The 19,414-nt window shown below is 43.2% G+C and carries 22 protein-coding genes and 1 tRNA gene; 8 read left to right on the top strand and 15 right to left on the bottom strand.

What is annotated here, in order from left to right; translation table 11 throughout:
- Positions 1-168 precede the first annotated feature (168 nt).
- Positions 169-1,455 (top strand): T3SS effector HopA1 family protein, encoded by a 1,287-nt coding sequence (locus tag AC0IYG_RS25375; RefSeq protein WP_471714339.1) that lies wholly within the window; start codon positions 169-171, stop codon positions 1,453-1,455.
- Here AC0IYG_RS25375 and AC0IYG_RS25380 read toward each other — a convergent pair.
- The 8 genes from AC0IYG_RS25380 to AC0IYG_RS25415 form a co-directional block, all read right to left on the bottom strand.
- Complete coding sequence (locus AC0IYG_RS25380) at positions 1,385-3,313, bottom strand: tetratricopeptide repeat-containing sensor histidine kinase (protein WP_471713878.1); 1,929 nt, start codon at positions 3,311-3,313, stop codon at positions 1,385-1,387. The two genes, AC0IYG_RS25375 and AC0IYG_RS25380, sit on opposite strands and share 71 nt — an antisense overlap.
- Before the next feature lie 21 nt (positions 3,314-3,334).
- Positions 3,335-3,526 (bottom strand): hypothetical protein, encoded by a 192-nt coding sequence (locus tag AC0IYG_RS25385; protein WP_471713879.1) that lies wholly within the window; start codon positions 3,524-3,526, stop codon positions 3,335-3,337.
- Positions 3,527-3,627: 101 nt separating this feature from the next.
- On the bottom strand, positions 3,628-3,963 hold the full coding sequence (locus AC0IYG_RS25390; RefSeq protein ID WP_471713880.1) for a hypothetical protein: 336 nt from the start codon (positions 3,961-3,963) through the stop codon (positions 3,628-3,630).
- Positions 3,960-4,958, bottom strand: coding sequence for a hypothetical protein (locus AC0IYG_RS25395; protein ID WP_471713882.1), 999 nt, complete (start codon positions 4,956-4,958; stop codon positions 3,960-3,962). The genes AC0IYG_RS25390 and AC0IYG_RS25395 overlap by 4 nt, the downstream gene beginning before the upstream one ends.
- Before the next feature lie 320 nt (positions 4,959-5,278).
- Positions 5,279-6,007, bottom strand: a complete 729-nt coding sequence (locus AC0IYG_RS25400) for a hypothetical protein (protein ID WP_471713883.1) — start codon at positions 6,005-6,007, stop codon at positions 5,279-5,281.
- Between the two features lie 353 nt (positions 6,008-6,360).
- On the bottom strand, positions 6,361-6,654 hold the full coding sequence (locus AC0IYG_RS25405; RefSeq protein WP_471713884.1) for a hypothetical protein: 294 nt from the start codon (positions 6,652-6,654) through the stop codon (positions 6,361-6,363).
- A 42-nt stretch (positions 6,655-6,696) separates the two neighbouring features.
- Positions 6,697-7,353, bottom strand: a complete 657-nt coding sequence (locus AC0IYG_RS25410; protein ID WP_471713885.1) for a hypothetical protein — start codon at positions 7,351-7,353, stop codon at positions 6,697-6,699.
- Positions 7,350-7,484: a hypothetical protein gene (locus AC0IYG_RS25415; protein WP_471713886.1), complete on the bottom strand. Its 135-nt coding sequence runs from the start codon at positions 7,482-7,484 to the stop codon at positions 7,350-7,352. The genes AC0IYG_RS25410 and AC0IYG_RS25415 overlap by 4 nt, the downstream gene beginning before the upstream one ends.
- A gap of 253 nt (positions 7,485-7,737) precedes the next feature.
- On the opposite strand from AC0IYG_RS25415, the gene AC0IYG_RS25420 reads away from it, so the two are divergent.
- From AC0IYG_RS25420 to AC0IYG_RS25430, 3 genes are all read left to right on the top strand, one after another.
- Positions 7,738-8,505: a sensor histidine kinase gene (locus AC0IYG_RS25420; RefSeq protein WP_471713887.1), complete on the top strand. Its 768-nt coding sequence runs from the start codon at positions 7,738-7,740 to the stop codon at positions 8,503-8,505.
- Between the two features lie 3 nt (positions 8,506-8,508).
- Positions 8,509-9,159: a response regulator gene (locus tag AC0IYG_RS25425; RefSeq protein WP_471713888.1), complete on the top strand. Its 651-nt coding sequence runs from the start codon at positions 8,509-8,511 to the stop codon at positions 9,157-9,159.
- A 532-nt stretch (positions 9,160-9,691) separates the two neighbouring features.
- Complete coding sequence (locus AC0IYG_RS25430) at positions 9,692-11,395, top strand: hypothetical protein (protein ID WP_471713889.1); 1,704 nt, start codon at positions 9,692-9,694, stop codon at positions 11,393-11,395.
- A gap of 184 nt (positions 11,396-11,579) precedes the next feature.
- Here AC0IYG_RS25430 and AC0IYG_RS25435 read toward each other — a convergent pair whose 3' ends face one another.
- The 7 genes from AC0IYG_RS25435 to tilS all read right to left on the bottom strand — a co-directional run bounded on the left by AC0IYG_RS25435 (position 11,580) and on the right by tilS (position 16,697).
- Positions 11,580-12,155 (bottom strand): antirestriction protein ArdA, encoded by a 576-nt coding sequence (locus AC0IYG_RS25435; protein WP_471713890.1) that lies wholly within the window; start codon positions 12,153-12,155, stop codon positions 11,580-11,582.
- 276 nt (positions 12,156-12,431) lie between these two features.
- Complete coding sequence (locus AC0IYG_RS25440; RefSeq protein WP_471713891.1) at positions 12,432-13,124, bottom strand: relaxase/mobilization nuclease domain-containing protein; 693 nt, start codon at positions 13,122-13,124, stop codon at positions 12,432-12,434.
- Between the two features lie 5 nt (positions 13,125-13,129).
- Complete coding sequence (locus tag AC0IYG_RS25445; protein ID WP_471713892.1) at positions 13,130-13,276, bottom strand: hypothetical protein; 147 nt, start codon at positions 13,274-13,276, stop codon at positions 13,130-13,132.
- On the bottom strand, positions 13,273-13,935 hold the full coding sequence (locus tag AC0IYG_RS25450; RefSeq protein WP_471713893.1) for a plasmid mobilization protein: 663 nt from the start codon (positions 13,933-13,935) through the stop codon (positions 13,273-13,275). Before AC0IYG_RS25450 ends, AC0IYG_RS25445 begins: the two co-directional genes overlap by 4 nt.
- Before the next feature lie 202 nt (positions 13,936-14,137).
- Positions 14,138-15,121, bottom strand: coding sequence for a phage integrase SAM-like domain-containing protein (locus tag AC0IYG_RS25455; RefSeq protein ID WP_471713895.1), 984 nt, complete (start codon positions 15,119-15,121; stop codon positions 14,138-14,140).
- A gap of 249 nt (positions 15,122-15,370) precedes the next feature.
- Positions 15,371-15,455 (bottom strand) — tRNA-Ser (locus tag AC0IYG_RS25460).
- A 99-nt stretch (positions 15,456-15,554) separates the two neighbouring features.
- Positions 15,555-16,697, bottom strand: a complete 1,143-nt coding sequence (tilS, locus tag AC0IYG_RS25465; RefSeq protein ID WP_471713896.1) for a tRNA lysidine(34) synthetase TilS — start codon at positions 16,695-16,697, stop codon at positions 15,555-15,557.
- 395 nt (positions 16,698-17,092) lie between these two features.
- Between tilS and AC0IYG_RS25470 the strand changes: the two genes are divergently transcribed.
- From AC0IYG_RS25470 to AC0IYG_RS25485, 4 genes are all read left to right on the top strand, one after another.
- Complete coding sequence (locus AC0IYG_RS25470; RefSeq protein WP_471713897.1) at positions 17,093-17,962, top strand: OstA-like protein; 870 nt, start codon at positions 17,093-17,095, stop codon at positions 17,960-17,962.
- Between the two features lie 93 nt (positions 17,963-18,055).
- Entirely contained in the window at positions 18,056-18,604 is a 549-nt protein-coding gene (locus AC0IYG_RS25475) for a hypothetical protein (RefSeq protein ID WP_471713898.1), read from the top strand.
- 271 nt (positions 18,605-18,875) lie between these two features.
- The gene (locus tag AC0IYG_RS25480; protein ID WP_471713900.1) at positions 18,876-19,196 is read left to right on the top strand and encodes a hypothetical protein; all 321 of its coding nucleotides are present in this window, start codon (positions 18,876-18,878) and stop codon (positions 19,194-19,196) included.
- 19 nt (positions 19,197-19,215) lie between these two features.
- Positions 19,216-19,404, top strand: coding sequence for a T9SS type A sorting domain-containing protein (locus AC0IYG_RS25485; RefSeq protein ID WP_471714340.1), 189 nt, complete (start codon positions 19,216-19,218; stop codon positions 19,402-19,404).
- Positions 19,405-19,414: the final 10 nt, after the last annotated feature.

Here is a 19,414-nt window from a genome sequence, read left to right on the forward strand (position 1 = left end):
CGCGGACTTCGGCGTAGCATTGGCCAATGGGAATGTGATTGCAGAACAGGGGACTGTCCGGTTTTATTTAAGGCCAGGAAGTTATGTAAGAGGAATGCGCGGTGAAACCAGCATATTTACGGCTGTGGACCTGACGGAGCAAACCAATGGCCCTGTCGATGACGTATTCTGGACCTTTCAGTTAATCAACCCGGCTTTACAGATGAGGAACAATATTTTCGCTTTTACTTTAACACTCACCCTGGGGAAACCAAGGCAGTGGCGGCTCAAATTACAAGAGCGCTCGATTATTACAAAATCCCGTTCAGTCTCAAGTTCATTGCAGACGAGAAGTTCCCTGAAAGATGTGACCGCGTTGTTGTATACATACCTCAAAAAAATTTCGCCGCAGCTTCATGGGCAGTGGTAAATTGTTATCAGCGCTTCCGATCTTCCATGCGCTGCACGCTTCCGTTATTTGTTAAAGGACTTGGTGCATTGGAAGGCGTCGGAATGGCAGAGGAGCCTTTTGCCAACGAAAGTTTTGGTGAAAGCCGATGCGGATGGATTGCCGATGTGATCACCAGATGGTTTGAAGCCCATAGGGAAAGCAGCCCATCGGAATTACCCGTGGAGCAATTGATGGAAGAAATCCTGAGGCAACAAAAAATAAAAGACTTCAAAGACTTCTATAAGAATGCCGGCTCCTTTTATCCCTATGACTTTTCTATTTTCAATGCGGTCTCAAACTTTGCAAGCTCGGGAAAACTGGCTCCCTGGCTTAAAAGTGCGGTGGAGGTGGCTAATCTCTTGTGCCGGGAAACTGTTTGGACGAAACCTGAAAAAGCTACCTGGATAGGAGCAATTGCTGTGGATGGAAATGCGGCTTTTGTACCTCTGGAGCACACCGACTGGCTTCGTGGCGAAATGGGCCCTGTATTGTTCTTAAACGTGCTTTTCAAATATCTGCCAGACCCGCTGTATCGCTATGTAGCAAGCAGGGTTCTATCCGATTTAAAACAGGATATCAGAAGATCCGACGATTCGATCAGAGATGCTTTATTACGCATTTATGAGTACGATCCGATAAACCCGGCGGCTTTTCTATCCCAGTTTCACTCTGCCATTGATACAGTCGGCTCGAACAGTAATGACATGACCGAGGACAGCGAAGACAAATTTGCTTTTGCCATGAGCATCCCGGACATTTTTTCAACTCGGGACAGGAGAAATTTTCGAAAATTAGTCAAGCTGATCAAAGTGCATACATCTGAAAACACACCGGTTGGAGATGACTTTTTCGACATTCTGTTGGAAATACGGGAGCTAAACAGATTTTTCTTTGTTAACGAATATGGCTTTGCGCACTTCACGCCCGGTGTAAATGGGTTATCACTCCTCGGCTTCAGTTACCTGACCGCTTTTGATCCGGCACTTCCGCTAATTCCTGTGGAAGGGTTGAAATCGGCACCCTGATCTGAATGCGGGTACCCTTGCCCGGTCCGGTTACAATTTCATAGTTCCCGTCAAGTGCCCTTAGCCTATCATGGATGTTGCGCAGCCCCATCCCGGATTCGGCTCTTCCCTTGTGAACGCCCACCCCATTATCCTGGATGGAAAGTTCGATGTTGCCATCCGCCTTCCGTAGCTGTATGACAACTAATGATGCCTTCGCATGTTTTAGAATATTCGTACAGAGTTCCAGGGCAATGCTGTACAGCTCAAATTTTTGTTGGGTGTTTAGAAGGTGGCTGACCGGTTCTGTTTCCACGGTTACGTTCAGCCGCTTCGACTTGTTTATCGGCACGATCAACTCATGAAGGGCCACTTCAAGCCCTTCTCTTTCAAGTACCTCCGGCATCATGTGATGGGCCAGTAAACGCACCTCACCATACGCACGAGTAATCATTCCATACAGGTCTGCGTAGCTTGCATTCTGTTCAGCCGGAGCTTCGGCGTCAATCAGCAAGGAATCCATATACCATTGAATCGCTGTAAGGGTTCCACCAAGGTTATCATGGAGTTCAGCTGCAACTCTCTTTCGTTCAATTGTCTGGCCTTTCAGCAAAGCTTCTTCTATCTCCCGGTTTTTACGAACCAACTCTTGGTTCGCTTTAATCAGTTCGGCTGTGCGACTCTCGACGCGTTGCTCCAGAGAGTTGTTTATGTCTGCAATTTCATTTCTTTGTCTTTCTATTTCTCCTCTTTTTTTTCTAAGCTGATAATTAAATAAAACGATTAGCGCTCCCAGAAGCCCAAAAATCGCTATCCCAATCCAAAGGAGTCTATTAACCTGCTCTTGGGCTTGCATTTTGCCACTTAACAACTCCAGTTTCTCTCTCCTGCTTTCACTCTGATAACCTACTGTTACTCCTTCTAATCGTTGTCTCTGCTCCTGAGATAAAACACTGTCTCTCAAAGAGCTTAGTTTATTACCATAGAAATATGCATTTTCCCAATCCCCCTTTTTTTTAAAGCCTTCAGAAAGCGTTTCGCTCACTAATGAGAGGGCATAATAATTAGTTACACCGTTTGCAATTTTGTTTGCAATATGTCCGTATTCCAAACCTCGTTCTGTCTCGTTTTTGGCAATGTATAATCGGCCAAGCCTCGCATAAACTTCAACGCTGTCAATTTTAGTGAGGAATTTGCCGTACTTAAATAATTCATGGTAAGTGCGGAGAGACCCAGCTAAATCTTGCATCCCGAACTGTGCCGTCGAGGTGTTTATCAGAAACCAACATTGTCGGAGCGAGTCAACGGGAATGTTTCCCTCCAGGCATCTTTTATAAAACTGCAAGGCAAGCGCATATTTTTTCGCGTGGTAGTACGTATTACCTATGTCGTTTAATGCCATCAAATATAGACGGTGGTCGAAATGACGGGCTAATCGAGCGGCTGCGCGGTGTGCTTCAAGACTTTTTAGGATGTCGCCGGCATCGCTATACGCTATTCCTAATGATTCGTATGCCTGTATCTGGTACAGTGTATCTTTGGCCCTCTCTGACATATGAAGACCGCGTTGGAAGTAGTAGGCAGCTTCGAGAAAAGATCCCTTGTCTACATAGTGAGATCCCATTCCACGGTATGCTTGGAACTTTCCCCAGCTCCAGTTCCGTTTTTCGCTTAAATCGATCGCTTGCTGCCAGAGATTCCTGGATTTCTCCCAATTTTTTGTACGTCCAATCAGCTTGACAATCGCATCAAAGCGCATAGAATCGTTAATAGTCTTTCCCGTTATCGATGTTTTTTGTGGTTCGAATTGAGCTTGTCCCTTCATGTGCTGCAAAAAGAACAAAAACATCAAAAAAGCTCCAAAAGAAGTAACACGCATTGTCTAACGATTTATTCATGCCTACTCTTCTAACTCGCCTTCGCATTCTTTCCCAAGGCTGAACTCAGGCGTAACTTCATATTCAGTCCCAAGTATTTGGCAGTCCTGCTCCGTCACCTGATAATATCTCGGACCGCTGTCAGGCGTTATGATTTCGCAGCACCCCAGCTCGTCGTCATCTGCTAACAAGCTCCTTATCGCAACTCTGTTCAAGAGTTTTTTCGATGGGGCAGGTCTTCTAGCCTTTTTTTTCATGCGATAGGTTGATATTATTTAATAAAAGATATGGTACAGCGGTTTCGAGCTTGCTCTACTTAAGCAGTAATCCAAACCGAATCAGTTTTAACAGAGTCGGACTGAAACAATACTTTTGCAAACCGGTATTTTCCATTTTTTGAAACGGCAAATTCACTAATCTCTTGACCACCCGAAACCGGAAATTTTCCTGAGGAAGCCGAGAAAGACACATTAACATTTCCGGCATCAACGGGTAACAACGCCGTGATATAGGTGGTGTCTTTGCCATCCGCAATAAGTATTTTCTTTCCTGACTTGACGGAAATCATTTCGTCAAGCGATACTTTATCCGGATCTTCCAGATCAGTACACGAAAATAAAACAGCAATCAAACAAACAATCCTGAGTTTCATGGTGATCCGAAAATTTTTGCAATTGGTCCGAAGATGGCTGCGATATTGAAATCAAAAGTGATATTGGTAAAGGGCGTCCATTTGGATCGGTTTTTAGAAATAACCGGATTTGCGTCTGCCTGAACATAATGCATAAAACCAGCATTAACCCGCATTGGCTGAAGGAAACGACGTAAGGTCTTTGTTCTAAGTTTTTCAGATAGTTTTATCCTCCCATAGAATGGCGATCTATACCCAATGCCAAAACCTACGTTTCCAATACCGTCAGCTTGTTTTACATCACTTTCAACCCAAGAATTCACCGTCACTGGAACTAGTGCTACAAAAACACTTGTCCTTCGCCAAAACTGTTTTTTTGTTGAAATATTGGCAGCGAGATTTGAATTATCGTTGATTGGGGTCAGATACCCATGCAATGAAACAAACCCGACGATCGCTCGCGGTTTGAACGCATAGCCAAGGCCAAAATCCAGTTTAAAATGATCAGCGAAGGTCGAGGCCGTCCTTACCGGAATCACCTGCTGATCCGGCTCGGCGATGTTCACATCCCTGTTCTGCCGGATAATGAAGCAATAATTTTGATCTGCGCGAAGAAATTCCCGCCGTATGGTCGGGTCCCGCATGTCTCTGGGTTCCTTCCCGGTGAAAAGAAAATCAAGGTTTTTGGATTCTCCAAAAAGTGTTTTGTCTTTCTTATGCCAGCTGCCGACGTATTTATCATGTAAAGTGGGATTGAGGTAAGGAGTGGTTGGACACCCGCCCTCCCGGTAAAACATATGTAAGCGAGACAAGGCTAACTTGTCTTCTGGGATTTCTCCGGTGAATTTCAGAGGCACATCAAATGGGATCGTAGCACCGTCTTTTACTGCTCCACGCACAAGGTCCAGTTCAACGACAGACGAAACCGGATCAGGCTTATCCGCCTGAGACAGAACCGTGTCAACATTGCACAAAACGCATAGAGACATAAGGAGGGGTACGTATAGTCTTTTCATAGGTGGCTTTTGCAAGGCAACTTCGTTAATATAAGAAAAATCCTAGTAGAACCTACTATAAAAGACTCTGAAGATATTGTTCAGCGTTTGTCGGTCGCTAAAATGAATCTAAAATCCCCGAAACAGACGGCTTTGAACAAGAATATAACTCATACTTATAAAATGATCTGCCATTCGGACACCGATCTTAGCAGTCGTACCATATGAATTTGATGTCTAGAAAGTATTACACTGAATATTAATAAGTTATTAATATTCAAAATGAAATCAAAAAGGCAGCCAAAAATGGCCGTTTTAAAAGGAACCTAACTCCAACCCCCTCAAAACCACACACTCAAACTCATATACCCAGCCTTACTCCCAACATGATACCCGGGCATCACCTTAAATGATACAACCGATTCTTTCCGCCTGGTAAGTTTGTTGCCGATTACCCGAGCTTTGGATTTGTTGCTGGCCACTTTAATCCAGCCGATTGTGCCCAATCCTCCAGCCAGGGCCACTCCGGTTGCTATTGCTGCTATCCCGCCGTAGTATTTTTCTTCATTATATCCTAAATTGTAGTTATAACCATCATAATCATAGGTGTCCGAAATCAGAATTGCCCCCGCTCCGATCGCTCCGATGCCCAGTCCAGTGAAAATAATTCCCATCACCAATCCATGGGATCCTTTGGATTTGTATCGCTTGTAGTCAATCCTCAACCGATCGGATTTTGTTTGCTGTACACTTCTTTCGAACGCATTTCTTGGCGAGTTGGCCAGTGCCGGAATGGTCTCGGTAACGGATGGTGGTTGATCAGCCGCAATGCGTGATCCCTGCGGACCCACCTGGACCGTCGGATCTGTAGCTGGCTGGAGGTTGGCAGAAATGGTGTTGAAATTTTCGACTTCGCCGTTTCGGCAAAGGATGGACACTACCTCATTTTTCGAAATGTTGTAGAGTGGCCCGTTTAAGTTCTCTGCTTTTTTATACTTAATAAATTGGTCGTCCATTTCGATCACAAGTGCATCAATCTTAGAGTTGTTTCTCTTGATGATAATATCCATTTTCGCATTTTGTGCCCGCGTTTCGAGCGTGAGGATCACACAAAGTCCAGTCAGGACAGAATCAATTTTTGGTAGATTTCATTTCATTTCAAAGGTTTATTAAGTTGGAATCACATTTTGCGCGTTTTGCTGAAATTGGCATCCAGCCAGAGCATCACTACAGAAAGCGGCTTTTGCTCGGCGAGGTGCAATGTGAGAGGCCTAATTTGACTTGCAAAATCCCACCGTAACATACAACTTCCTTACTCGACAAACCCTTTTTCTTTAAAGCTATGGGCACTAGTGTAGCTTACGAGATTCACAGTAAATAACCCCTCGTTCAGGTCATAGGCCGCAGGCGACATCGTTTTTGCTTAAGGTGCTTTTCCGGGGTCGGGACTTGTAAAATATTCCTCCTGGGGTCTAAAAGTTTCTCTCGATCCATCCTTATATAAAATCATAAAAATTTTTGAGGAATGGATTCTCGAAATCAGGCTGCCTTTTCTTCCACTCTGCGTAAAGAATATGTCGTTGCCGTTAATTTCGGTCACTTTTACATGCTGCTCTGTGCTGTCGTTCATCACGCGAATGTCTTGCGCAGACAACCTGGGTATCAACAAAGTCAGCAGCAGGTAAAGGAATGTCTTTTTTTCTATTATTCTGTCCATCAGAGTATTGAGAGTACAATGCCTGCGTAAAACGTTTTGAATTCATAGGACACAAAGGACAGTCCGAACCGCTTCGAAAAAAGATAATCGGCTCCAACCCGGTATGAAAAGCCGCCATAATAGGTCGTTTCGGTCGAGTATTGATAACTTCCTGCCGGCTTGTAAGACCCTGTCAGATATCCCGCGTGACCGAAAAGAAATAATCCTTTGTCCTGCTCCTTGTAGTTTCCCGAAAATCGGTTTAATGGAAAATAAAATGCTGCCATACAGAAATCCCATTTTTTGTTCCGTCACAAAATTGGTTGGGAAAATCACGTGATAGGAAGCGCCAAGGTTCAGAACGTTCTTAATTATACGTATTTCCTGGTCAAAGCCGAAATTGAGGGGCGTTTCGAAGTTCACCAGGAGCCGCGTCGGTTTATATTTCACTTTGATGTTCTTGTAATCAATCGCGGTGTCCAGCTCAATTTCCGCAGATGGTTTTGGAAGTCCGGCCAGCGGTGTTGCAACAGGTGCGGATTGCTGCCGCTGAGGTTCAACGGACTCCTGACGTTGAACGGGAAGGATAGATGCCGAGGAAACTGAGGTACTTTGTTTCATCAGTTCTCTCTGCCCATTGGCGTAAATGATCATGAAAATTGCCGATCTGGATAAATTGTAGAGCAGGCCATCCTGGAATTGCCATTTCTTATATTTCACCTGCGTTCGGTGATTTCGATCACATGGCTCTTTATCTCAGTCCGGTCATTTTTTACGATCACGTCTTGCGCAAATGTCGTCGCTTGTCCTGCAATGAGGCAGAGGTAAAGTAAACAGAAGATTTTTTGCATGGTTTTTCGGGGGTTTAACTTTTGAGAATAGAGGAAGGTTACGTAACAGGCTCAGGTAATGAGCATTGAACAAGACAAATTTCGTGTTCACACCAGGTTATGATCAACCGTATTTTTCCCCTTTGTTCCACGGTTAAAGCGGGGATTTTCACCTATTCTCAGACTGATAATCAAGCTATGTTTGCAGGAAACATATCTGTATTTGCTTTTAGAGATCCGAATGAATTACCTCCCCGATCTTTCAATTTTTAACATGATCAGCTTTGTACTGGCGACAACCGGTATTATTGTCTCAATGCTCTTTTTGGCAAAAAGAAAGTCGGTGAGAAAAAGGGCGGCAAAACAAATCAGGTACACCAGGGAAATACTTCAGACTCAGGTTGAAGTGCAAAGCTCCGCTTTACAGCAGATCAGCCAGGAATTGCACGAAAATATTGGTCAGCTTTTGGCGGTCGCCAAGATCAATCTGAACATTCTGGAAGAAATCAATCAAAACACCGAAAACCAGGAATACATCACGCAGACCGACGAAATGATCAGCCACTCGCTTACCGATCTTCGAAACATCACCAAAGGTCTGGACGGTAATTTTGTAGGCAATTTCAGAATGCGGGACTATTTGTCGCAGGAGTTGCTGCGATTACGAAAAACCAGTAAGTTTATGACTGAACTTTCGACGAAAGGCAACCCGTTTTCTCTGGGTCCTGAAATTGAGATCGTTCTTTTTCGCATTTGCCAGGAGGTTCTTAAGCAGCTCCCGAAGAATGCGAAGTCCGGAAAAATTCACCTTATACTTCTCTATGAACCTATCCAATTTACATTGCGATTCATTTATGCTAACGAGGGTTTCCCAGCGCAGATACCGGACCTGAATAACCAAACTGCAACATTTCCAGGACTGGATACGATCCGGAGAAGGTCCGAAATGATTGGCGGAAAATTTAACATTGAAACAAATCCGGGCGAAAGTACCACCATCGAAATTCAACTCCCGTTAAGCAATTCTCAAATCCTCCTTTAGCAAATGATGAAAACCAAAATCGCGATTGTCGACGACCATGAATTAATGGCCAGGGCATTGTCGGGCCTCATCCAGAAATTTGAAGATTACGAAGTCCTTTTCGAGGCATTCAGTGGGGAGGACCTCATGCATCACATCCGGCTCGGAATGATCCCGGAGATTGTCCTCCTCGATATCAATATGCCTGATATGGATGGCTATGAGATTGCACAATGGCTCAAAACCAACCACAAAGAAATTAAAATCCTGGCGCTTTCCATGAATAACAAAGAGGAGGCTATTGTGAAAATGTTGCGAAACGGCGCCGGAGGTTATTTGTTGAAAGGATGTAAACCCCATGAGCTGAAACAGGCATTGGACTCGATGACTGCCAAAGGATTTTATTATACCGAGTATGTTACCAGCCAGCTCATTAAAAGCCTAAACCCAGAAAAAATTCAGAACCCCGTAGAGCTTCTCAATGTCAACGATCGTGAGCTATCCTTCATCCGTCTATCGTGCAGCGACTACACCTACGTTGAGATCGCCGACAAAATGTGTGTCAGCCCGAGGACTGTCGATGGTTACCGGGAATCGGTCTTTCAAAAAATGAATGTAAAAAGCAGGGTCGGGATGGTGCTGGAGGCGATTCGGTTGGGGATATTTGAGATATGACATACATTATTCGAGACAGAAACGGGAATTATCCCGGGCATATCGGGTAATTATCCCCTTCTATCCGAATTGACCAAATGATAGTTTTGAGACATAATAGTTAAAGTCAATCGACCTTATTCTGTCTCAGTTATGAAAACAAATGTTATCTACTCAGCTGTTTTGTTACTGCTGCTCCTGCCTGCCATTTCGTTTTGCCAGGAACACATCAACACCGATGTTTTTACCTTGTCCACGAGTGATCCAAATGGATTGAGTATTATAAAGCTTACAAACGGGGGCGCAAGGCAGGTTGTTACTAAACTTGAAGTCGCAACAAACCGGCCCAGTGTATTTCAGATAACTGGAATAAATCCGCTTCGATATAAATACTTTTTAAATAACGAAGCAGTTACCCCAGTTCATGGAAAATTCAGCTTTAACATTTTCCATCAACACGTTTGTCAACAACGATTTTCTGAATGTTGCGCCCGAAATTCGTATCCCAGAAATTTTTAAAACGGATAGTATTTCCAGCAAAGTCAAACTCCGTATGCAGGATTTTCAAAAACGAATCAATGCTACGAATGATTCCTTGGCTTCAATAGATGCAGAAGTCAGTCAGATTTGGTCTGATATTCAAAGTTCAAATCAGGGAAGTATTCGCGACAGTGCAAGTGCTAGCGAAAGCCAGAAAAAATCGTATGCAGACTTTTTCGGTCCCGACCGTAATAAAAAGTTATTTTCCCGCCAGGCCAAACTAGAAACACTCAGAAGCAAAATTTTAAAGGAATACCAGACTTTTACCAGCGGACTTCCTCTTAATAATCCAAGATTTAGCATTTTGGAACAATACAAAAAGATGTCTCTTGGAAGTGATTCAGCTATCAGTGAAATTAAATATTTACAACAAAAATTCGCTTTTGACTATGGAGATCACCATGAAAAATTCATTCAAATTGAGAAGGTCTTGTCACGGCTGGACTATGACCCATATTACCTTATGAATGATCTGGACGGCAGGGATAAATTCATGGATCTTCTAAAAGAATATAATTTTACCTGGTTTGAAAATCCAAACACACCTTATGGAATTTATCAATCCAATTATGGTAACAGCGATAGCCGTTATGCTGAGAATATTACCAGTATTAGGCAGCAGATCCTTGACAAAAGGTTCCAACTATATGAAGAGTTTGTACTTAACATCATTACAAAAATTGGCGTACTTGTACAAAATCAGTTCAGGGACTATTCGAGTTTCAACAACATTCTGGAAAATAGCAATAGTATCCCCGACTCACTGCAACGGGTTATATTCTACCGGAAAAAAAATCTGTCAAGCACATTTAGTTTTATTCAACAAACCAGTGCCGAGTTACAGATCATGGTAAGTTATCTGGACGTCAATTCTGAATTATATCAAAACATTGCCAAGAAAATCAATAGCAATTATTTGTTCCTGCTTGCATACCTCAAAAATCTGGAATTCATTATCAAGAATTCAACTGTTCAATACACGCTACCTACGCACAGTAACCTTAAAAATATTGACGTTATAAGGTACACGGTGTCGCGGGATGATAAGGTGACCAAAGGAAAACAGACATACAACTACGATTTTTGGCTGAAAGGCGGAATGAAAGTTGATTTCAGTGTCGCATTAGTAGCGACCAGATTAACCGACAATACCTATAATAAAATTCTATTAGGCACTAGAAATGAAGTAGATAGCATTCGGATTTTGAGGCAGGACGATGGAAGGGCCGATTTCGCATTTGGGGGCATGGTCAATCTTGCGCCTAGAAACGGAGCCCGATGGCTTAATTTGGGAGGAAGTGTAGGGGTGGCCTACTCAACAAACCAACGACTACAATTCCTTGCCAGTGCTTCCATGCATTTTGGCAAAACAGAACGGATCATTGCACATTTTGGGCTTGCCTTTGGAAGAACCAATCACCTGGATTTGTCAAGCTCGAACTTTAAATTTTATAAACCAAACTCAGATCTACCCACACAGGTTGAAGAAATATCACGTGAAGATATCGTCAAAGAAAAAGAGAGTGACCGGATTTACATGATTGTCTCCCCCGATGTAAAATATGCTTCCTACACCGTTCCGACTTTTGAAAAATTTGTTGTACGCCCATTCGTCGGGATTTCATATAATCTAAGCAAGAAGAATGCATTGCAAGCGGTTTCTGGTGAAGGTGCTTCGGCTTATAATACCAATTTCAAGAACATATCTGATCAATGATATTGGTATTTGTTGATAGTCACTTCCAGCGAGGGATTGGAACGAGCAAATCAAACAGCTGCTCGTCAACCAGTTCAAGTCCCAAACAAGTTGTAATCCATGATTCACCTCTCGAGCTTCGTCTTTGCCACCCTGATGAAGCTTAAAGAGATTAATTTAAAGCGATCTAACCGGTCATAACCGGTTAGATCGCTATTGAAAACTTAGTTGTCAGCATAGACGTACCCATCCACCTCAGTATACCCCTCCAGAATAAGTCCCGAGCAAAAGCGTCATAATCAAAATACCGTTCAATTATCGAAGGCGCATTAGCCAACATTCCAGTTTCATCAACGTACTGGTAAGCGTACTCTATTTTCGCATCCTTCATCGATCCACCAAAGTATCCGCGGTAGCTCTCCTGAAAACTTTCGACCTGCGCATTTAATGCCTTCCCATTCCCAGGCCAGCTACTAATCTGTTCGCAGTAGACCTTGAAGGCTTCGGCTGTATCATCGTCAATCTCGTCCAGTGCTTGAAAATAATCAAATGCCTTATCATCCAAACTGCACTCGGAAATCAAGAAATCCGGAATGTTTTCCCAGTCTTGAAACATGAGTTCCGGATCAAATTCATTCCTATGGTATTCATAGCAATCCTGATAAAACTCCTTTGTATCAGCGTAGTCTGTCAGGTCAAACCATTTCCCGAAGAGTGAGCCGCTGTTGTACATTCCGTAAGTGCCTACATAAATCCTTGGAGCATTTTCTAATGATTTCATGATTGAAAGTCTTTAAAGTTACGAGCCCAGCTTTGTGCTCAGGGCAATCGCTCACTCCACTCGAAGAAAAAGTGACGGGGCATCGCCCCCTGGGTGCATAGTCGGAGGCGGTTTAAGGAGCGGCGATAGCCAGGGGCGCCTACGCGGCGGTAAATAGCCGGAGACTTTGCAGCCGTCACTTTTTACTTCGTAACTTTCGTTGCACTGAATGACAAGTGTGCGTGGTTTTCGACTCTGGAAAACATGTTATCAGCTGTTGCTCTATCCTGACATTCGTTAGATACTTAATCCTTGTTGTTTCCGCCGAGACTTTTTCTTCCGTTTCACAGGCACAAAAGCTTGCGACATCTCCATGCCCATTCTCTTTTCAAGATTTTGCAGTGAATAGTCTTTCCCCAGGTCAGAACCTTTCACTTTCATCCGGTTTTGCATATTGAAAAAGGCTACACCTCTTCCTATATACGTCTTAAATCCGTACGCTTGCATTTGCTTCGCGAACTCCTCCATTGAAGATGCTTTTGCTAAAACTTGGTCTACCAGACTCCTGAGGTTAATGATCGCTGTATCCTGCCTTGGCGCTTGCTGCTTTCCTTTTTGATTTAAGCTCATGTCAGAAGTTATCGTGAGTCCAAGTTCCAATTCCATCCGTCTTGAAAATTCGCCCGTCCTCGCGTAGTTCTTAAAATGATCGGCGGTGTTTTTGCCGTTGTAGTTGATCCGGTTCGCGACAATATGAATGTGCTTATGCTTCGTGTCGTTGTGCTTGAAGGCAAGCATTTGATTTTCCGCAAAACCAAATTCCTTTGCAAACTCTATGACCAAGCTGGTGAGCTTCTCTGTGGACGGATCTTCTCTTGGGGGAAAGCTGAACGATTGATGCCAAACATATTTATTGAGATTTCTGTTTTTGTCCCTGTTATCCAGCATTTGCTTCGCAAGGTAATCCAAGTCCAGCCTTCCGTCCTGCATTGTATTTATGCCAAGATGCTGAATGTAAATAAGCTCTCCCGAACGTCGTCAATCGTAACTTCTTTGAATTGTTTTGCTGTCAACTCCTTTTCGTAATAACAATAGCTCAATATTCCCTTCGCGAAGTTTCCCAAACCCACTTTCCCAATCATAAGTTGAAACGTTTAAGCATTGCCGTGACCTTCTCTTCAATAATTCTATGCACTTGATCGGGATGATCCGACACATCCGATTTCCATACCCCAAGTTGTCCGGCCAGCTCAACTGGCCGATAGTAGCTCTCATACTTTGCCAATAGCTCTTGGGCATTACGAAAAATGTTTTCAGTCGTTTCAAGAATGCTGGTCTTGTTTTGAGATTCCGGCAGGATCCGCTGAATGTATAGCGTCAACTGGTGCATCCACTCCTGCACATTGTTGAGCGTCTTATGAAATGTTCTGATCTCAAAATCTTCAAATATCCAGAGCGTGATGATTTGTGCAAGCAACCGCACATGCTGACTACTCTGCATCCATTGCCGACTTTGCATCTGATGATCCTTTGTTTTCAAGACCGCAAGCGACAGAATGCCGCTGAGCTGTTCGAGCGTCCGGATCATCTCGGCTGTTCGGGCGGGCAATGTTTTCTTTTGCGGTCGTTTGATGGGAACGTCCAAGGCCAGCGTTAAAAAGAATTGGCTTGCTGAAAGTCCGCTCTTTTCAACCAGCTGGTTGATCCTGATTTTTTCGTCTTTGGTAACCCATACAGAAAAGTGATCCCTTCGCACAACCTTCTCCTCTTTCGGTGGTCTTCCCTTTCTTTTGCTTTCCATAATGTCTTCGAATTAGGCTATGAGCCGGGAGGCGAATAGCAGGGGTCCAGGGGTTTTCCCATGGCCAGCCGCCGGGGAGTCGCTTTTTGCGACGTACCGGCGATAGCTGGCTGTGGAAAAACCACCGTGGTTCCCGAAAATGTTTGAGTTTGCTTGTCTTTGTTTGAAATTGTTCGAAACCTGATTTCAGACTTTTGGGGCGTTACTTCCGCCCAAGTGGGATGAGCATTTCCTTAGTTTTTTTGTCAAAAATGTATTCTCGCCCAATCAACACGTCCCCTTTCTTACCCTGAGGTCGGAGCTTCAAAAAACTACCGCGTTCATCCTGCACAATCTCTCCACTCTCCATTAGAAGACGATAATCCGGTGCATTTTCATAAGCTTCAACAATCCTGAGACGCTCTCGATACTCCTCGTCTGTTGAGACTAGCCAAGAAAATAAAATCGAGCAAATTATCGCAACAACAGACCATGGAAGACTCACCGCCAGGCCATAATAGAAAGCTTGCTTTTTGTCGGAAAAATGAACCGGTCGTTGGTTGCTTCTTATCGCAGCTGCTGCTTTGTCGATTGTGTCTACGGATTGATCGACTTCGGCCTTAATGCGTTCAAAATGTTCCTCGACCTCAGCTAGCAACAAAGCGGACCAGTCATCGATTTCCTGGGCGTATTCGAACTGCGAGATAAATTCAAAATCCAACTTCTTGATATCGAAATCGTCTTCCTTATATTTCCACTTGATGAACTCACGAGTGTGTTTGAGCGAAGTCTCGTATCGCTCGAGTGTGCCTGGCGCAAAGTCGGTGCCGACAAGTTCTGCGACCTGCTCATTGTGCTCCTTGAAAATTTTGAGAATTGTCATTTTGCTCTCTTCCTTCCCGAGCATCAAATTCTTAATTGCGTCAGCCGTCAACTCTTTATCTGCGTCTAGTAGAGCTTTCTTTGCTTGAAACACTTTTGTTGTAAGCGAGTCTAAATAGGCGTTGAGCTCCTTGGTATCTTCCTTATTCCCGGTTGCTCTCCCGGCTCTCACATTCCATTTGGACGGATGCCACGTTCTCCTTGTGGTAATGTCTCTAGCTTGGTGATTCACAGTGACACGCAGGTAGATTGCGCGCGTGCCATCTTCATTTTCTGTTCTTGGGGTTTTTAAAAAGAAATTCAACCCGAAACTGTTTTCTAACATAATACGACTGGTTTTAGATGAACAAAAATCGAATTGTTATCATTGAAACGCAACATGTTCACTCCGTGAACATCTTACTAACCAGCTAGTTAAGTGCCTTTTTGTGCGTCATTCTGGATCAAAGCGTTGTTCCACGATTAACGTCAAAAAACATTGGTAATTTTTGAATTTTTTGGTAGTCCGTAAAAATCAAAAACCCCGTTTAAAGCGTTTAAACGGGGTTTTTGAATCTTTTGACATCATGTCCTGCAGAGAGAGAGGGATTCGAACCCCCGGACCTGTTACAGTCAACGGTTTTCAAGACCGTCGCAATCGACCACTCTGCCATCTCTCTAAATCATTTCGCCGTATGCGAAACGTGGTGCAAATGTAAAAACAAAATCTTTATTGGCAACTAATTTGGCTAAAAAAATTGTGGAGTAAGTCGCTGTTTTTAGCTAATCCATACTTTAAGAACCGCTTCGCTTTGATCCTCAATCCTGTAACGATTATCCATCCGGAGGCCGATGATCCATATTATTTCATCGTTTCCATTCAAAAGAATTAAAGTCTCTTGTTTTGCAAAACGATCCAGTTTCTGATCAGTAAAAAAATCGCTTAGCTTTTTGCTCTTACCCTTCATCCCGAAGGGCTGAAATATGTCTCCTATTTTCCATCTTCTCAATTTTAATGGGAAAATCAATTTTTCGAAATCGATGTGGATTGTATTTTTATTATCCGAATGCTCAAATTCCGACACGTACCGCTTATGCTCAAACGTCAGAGCCTGGGCTCCTACCCTAGCCTCTTGCTGTCCTTCCTGAATGTATATTTCATCGACTTCCTCATGCTCAGCTTTCCGAATAAGCAAATGTGTGCGGTCTACAAGCAAAGTATGCGAAGCGGAGTGAAATGTTTTACCGGAAATACCTGACAGGCTCCCAACAATTTTTTCAGCCTGATTATATGTAAAACCAAAATCTTGAAGCAAATGCCAAAGCCGATATGCTGGTTCTATCGCGCTAATGAGCGCGTCAATGCGAATGTAGGTTTGCTCGCCCTTGATCTCAACTACGTCAGCGGCCCACGCATCCAAAGCTTCTTTTAACAATCGATCTGCGCTTTGCAGCTTGGCTGCGGACTGGGTGTGCGTGTCTTCAAGCGATGGATTTAGCTTTTTCAAAATAGGCACTACGCTATGCCGGATTCGGTTTCGCTTGTAATCGTCGGAATTATTGGACCGGTCCTCTCGCCAATGCAATACATTTTCTTGTGCATAGGCAATGATTTGCTCCTTTGTGGCCAGCAAAAGCGGCCTTAATAAATGTTCTCTTATAGGTGAAATGCCGTGCAAACCAGACAGCCCGGTTCCGCGCGCGACATTAAGCAAGGTTGTTTCCAGGGAATCATTTGCATGATGAGCAGTCACTATCCAGTCGCGATGCTGCTCGGTCCTCAAAGTTTCAAACCATCCGTAACGAAGCGTTCTCGCGGCCATCTGCGTGGAAACTGTGTTTTGTTTGGTAAAAGCTTTTACATCAAACTTTTTGGAGTAAAAATCAAAGCCATATCGTGCACATAATGCTTTTACAAACAACTCATCCCCATCCGACTCCTCCCCCTTAATCCAAAATTACAATGCGCTACGGCTGCCGGAAAGCCCATTTTATAGAACAAATGCATCATGACAACCGAGTCTACGCCACCGCTGACAGTCAGTAGGCTTGATTGCGATTTCAGATCCAGTTTTTGTTGGTTAATAAAAGTTAAAAAAGGAGCTAACATGAACCGAAGAAACGTATTTGATGTAGTTTTGGCGTATATATAGATAAATGTCTTTTATCCAGGCCGACAAACAGCGCTTATTTCAAAGGTAAAAGAAAGAACGGCAACATGAAGAAAAATAAATACATCGCAAACTGCAACCCTTTTAAACTTTTACGCGTCATCCTTATCAAAGACAATATATTCCGATTAACGTTCTTTGCTTTAATGATTTTTTCACCCTATCTGCTGGCACAGAAGGCTTTACCTCAACAAAAACCCGCTGAAAGCGAAGATCGCGTTGAGATTATTAAGTCTGATGAGCTGGAAATTATAAATGAGAATGGTGTCGACGCACGACGTGTTACAAATGGCATTTTCAAGCATAAGGGGGCACTTTTGTATAGCAATCTGGCGATTCAAAACATTAATACCAATGTGATTGAAGCCTTTGGAAATGTCAAGATCGTGCAGGGTGATACGGTGACCGTTACGGGCGACACGCTCTTCTATTATGGAAACACCCGCATGGCCATTGTGAGCGGAAAAAAGACGGTTCTTAAAGACAGCAAACGAACGCTGACTACCCGAAAAATTGAATACGATATGGCCAACGGAATTGCAAATTACAAAACGCCTGGCCGCACAGTTGATGAAGAAAATATTTTGACCAGCAAGGAAGGTTTTTATAACACGCGGACCAAAGAGTTTACCTATTATAAAAACGTAAAGCTGGTTAATAAGAAATACGTTTTGACCACGGATACCCTTCTCTATAATTCAATTACAAAGTGGTCCGACTTTAACGGGGACACCAAGATTACGAATAAGGATGGCACGGTAAGAGGCACGAGAGGTCGGTACAACACAGAGACAACCCAGTCGGCTTTTCAGAAAAGGACTATGGTTGACAATGAAACGTATACACTTACCGCAGACTCATTGGAAGTGGACGGAAAAACAAATAATGGCCGGGGAAAAGGCAACGTTGTGATCGTCGCTAAAAAAGATAAAACGGTCTTGAATGGAGATGAGGGTTACTACTGGAAAAGGAAGGCTTCTCCAAGATTTTCGGCCACGCTTATGTGCGGAATGTAGTGTCAGACGATACATTATATATAAGAGCTCGACACATTATATTCCTATGAAAACCAGAGAGATAGCACACGAAAGCTTATAGGAAACAAGAATGTGTTCATATACAAATCTGACTTCCAGGGCAAGTGCGATTCGATCACATATAACACGGCAGATTCGGTGATCCGGTTTTTCAGAAAGCCCATTTTGTGGAGTGACCAGCATTACCAAATGGAAGCCGATTCAATCACCGCATTTCTGGTAAATAATGAGATCAATCGAATGCTTTTAAAGGGCAAATCTTTTGTGATTACCGAAGACACGCTGGTGAGACAATTTAACCAGGTTAAGGGCCGCGTTATCAATGCTTATTTCGAAACTGGAAACAAGCTAAAACAGGTTCTCGTGGATGGAAACGGCGAAAGTGCTTATTATGCAATTGATGATAAGCAGAAAAACATAGGGCTGAATCGTGTGGAGTGTGGAAGAATGAACTTGCTTTTTACAGACAACCGGGTACAAAAAATCTCATTTGTGGGGAAACCGGACGGCAAGCTTATCCCGCCTACAAAAATCAAAACTGCGGAGCGGCAACTTGATGGTTTTAGTGTGAGAATTTCAGAGAAACCAACCAAGAATAAAACGATCTGGAAGGAATTATAACGAATTATTTAAAACTGACTGAAAATATTTGAGATAGGCATGGTTTTTTAGTTTCTTAAAATAAAAGAGCCCATTCACACAATATATTTTGAATATACAATTATTTCTCTATATTTTTGTAATGTACTTTTTAACTAAAATAGCCTAAAAATTATTGGTCAAAAAGTATCTCAAAATGACGCTATGAAAAGAAATATACTTTACTTATTGTTATCACTAACACTGGCCCTGCAAGGTTTAAACGCCCGAATCGGTCTCGAATGGGAGCCGCTTGAACCTGGTCAGCAAGAAGAAACCAGCTTCCGGAGAAAACATAAAATTTGCTGGTTTGGCAACGGGTTCTAGTTATAAACCATTGTCTTTGCAAAATCCAAAAGCGCTTAATAGTTTTTACCGCTCATTCCTTTTTTCAACGCCTAATGCTTCCGAGAGCACCGGTGTAGCAACAACAGAAATCGTTGAGAAAAACACCGAGAGAAGACAGCCTGCCATGGAAGCGCAGCTGAAAGCAGAAGAGCAACTTTATAGCAACGAGAAAATTTCAGTTTCAAATATTTACCCAAAATCCGGCCAGCGAATATGCCGAGCTTGATTACAACTTTACGGCCAGCATTCGCGACGCCAAATTAATTATCTACAATGTACTCGGTTCTCAGATGGCCGAACTGCCCCTAAGCAAAAACGATAGAAAGCTGCGTGTGAACACAAAGGATATGCCAACAGGACTTTATTTCTATCAGTTATCCCTTGACGGCCAAAAAGTAGCCACAAAAAAAATGCTCGTTCGTCATCAGCAATAGGCTAATTTTT

It is taken from the genome of Dyadobacter sp. AC419 (assembly GCF_979253085.1).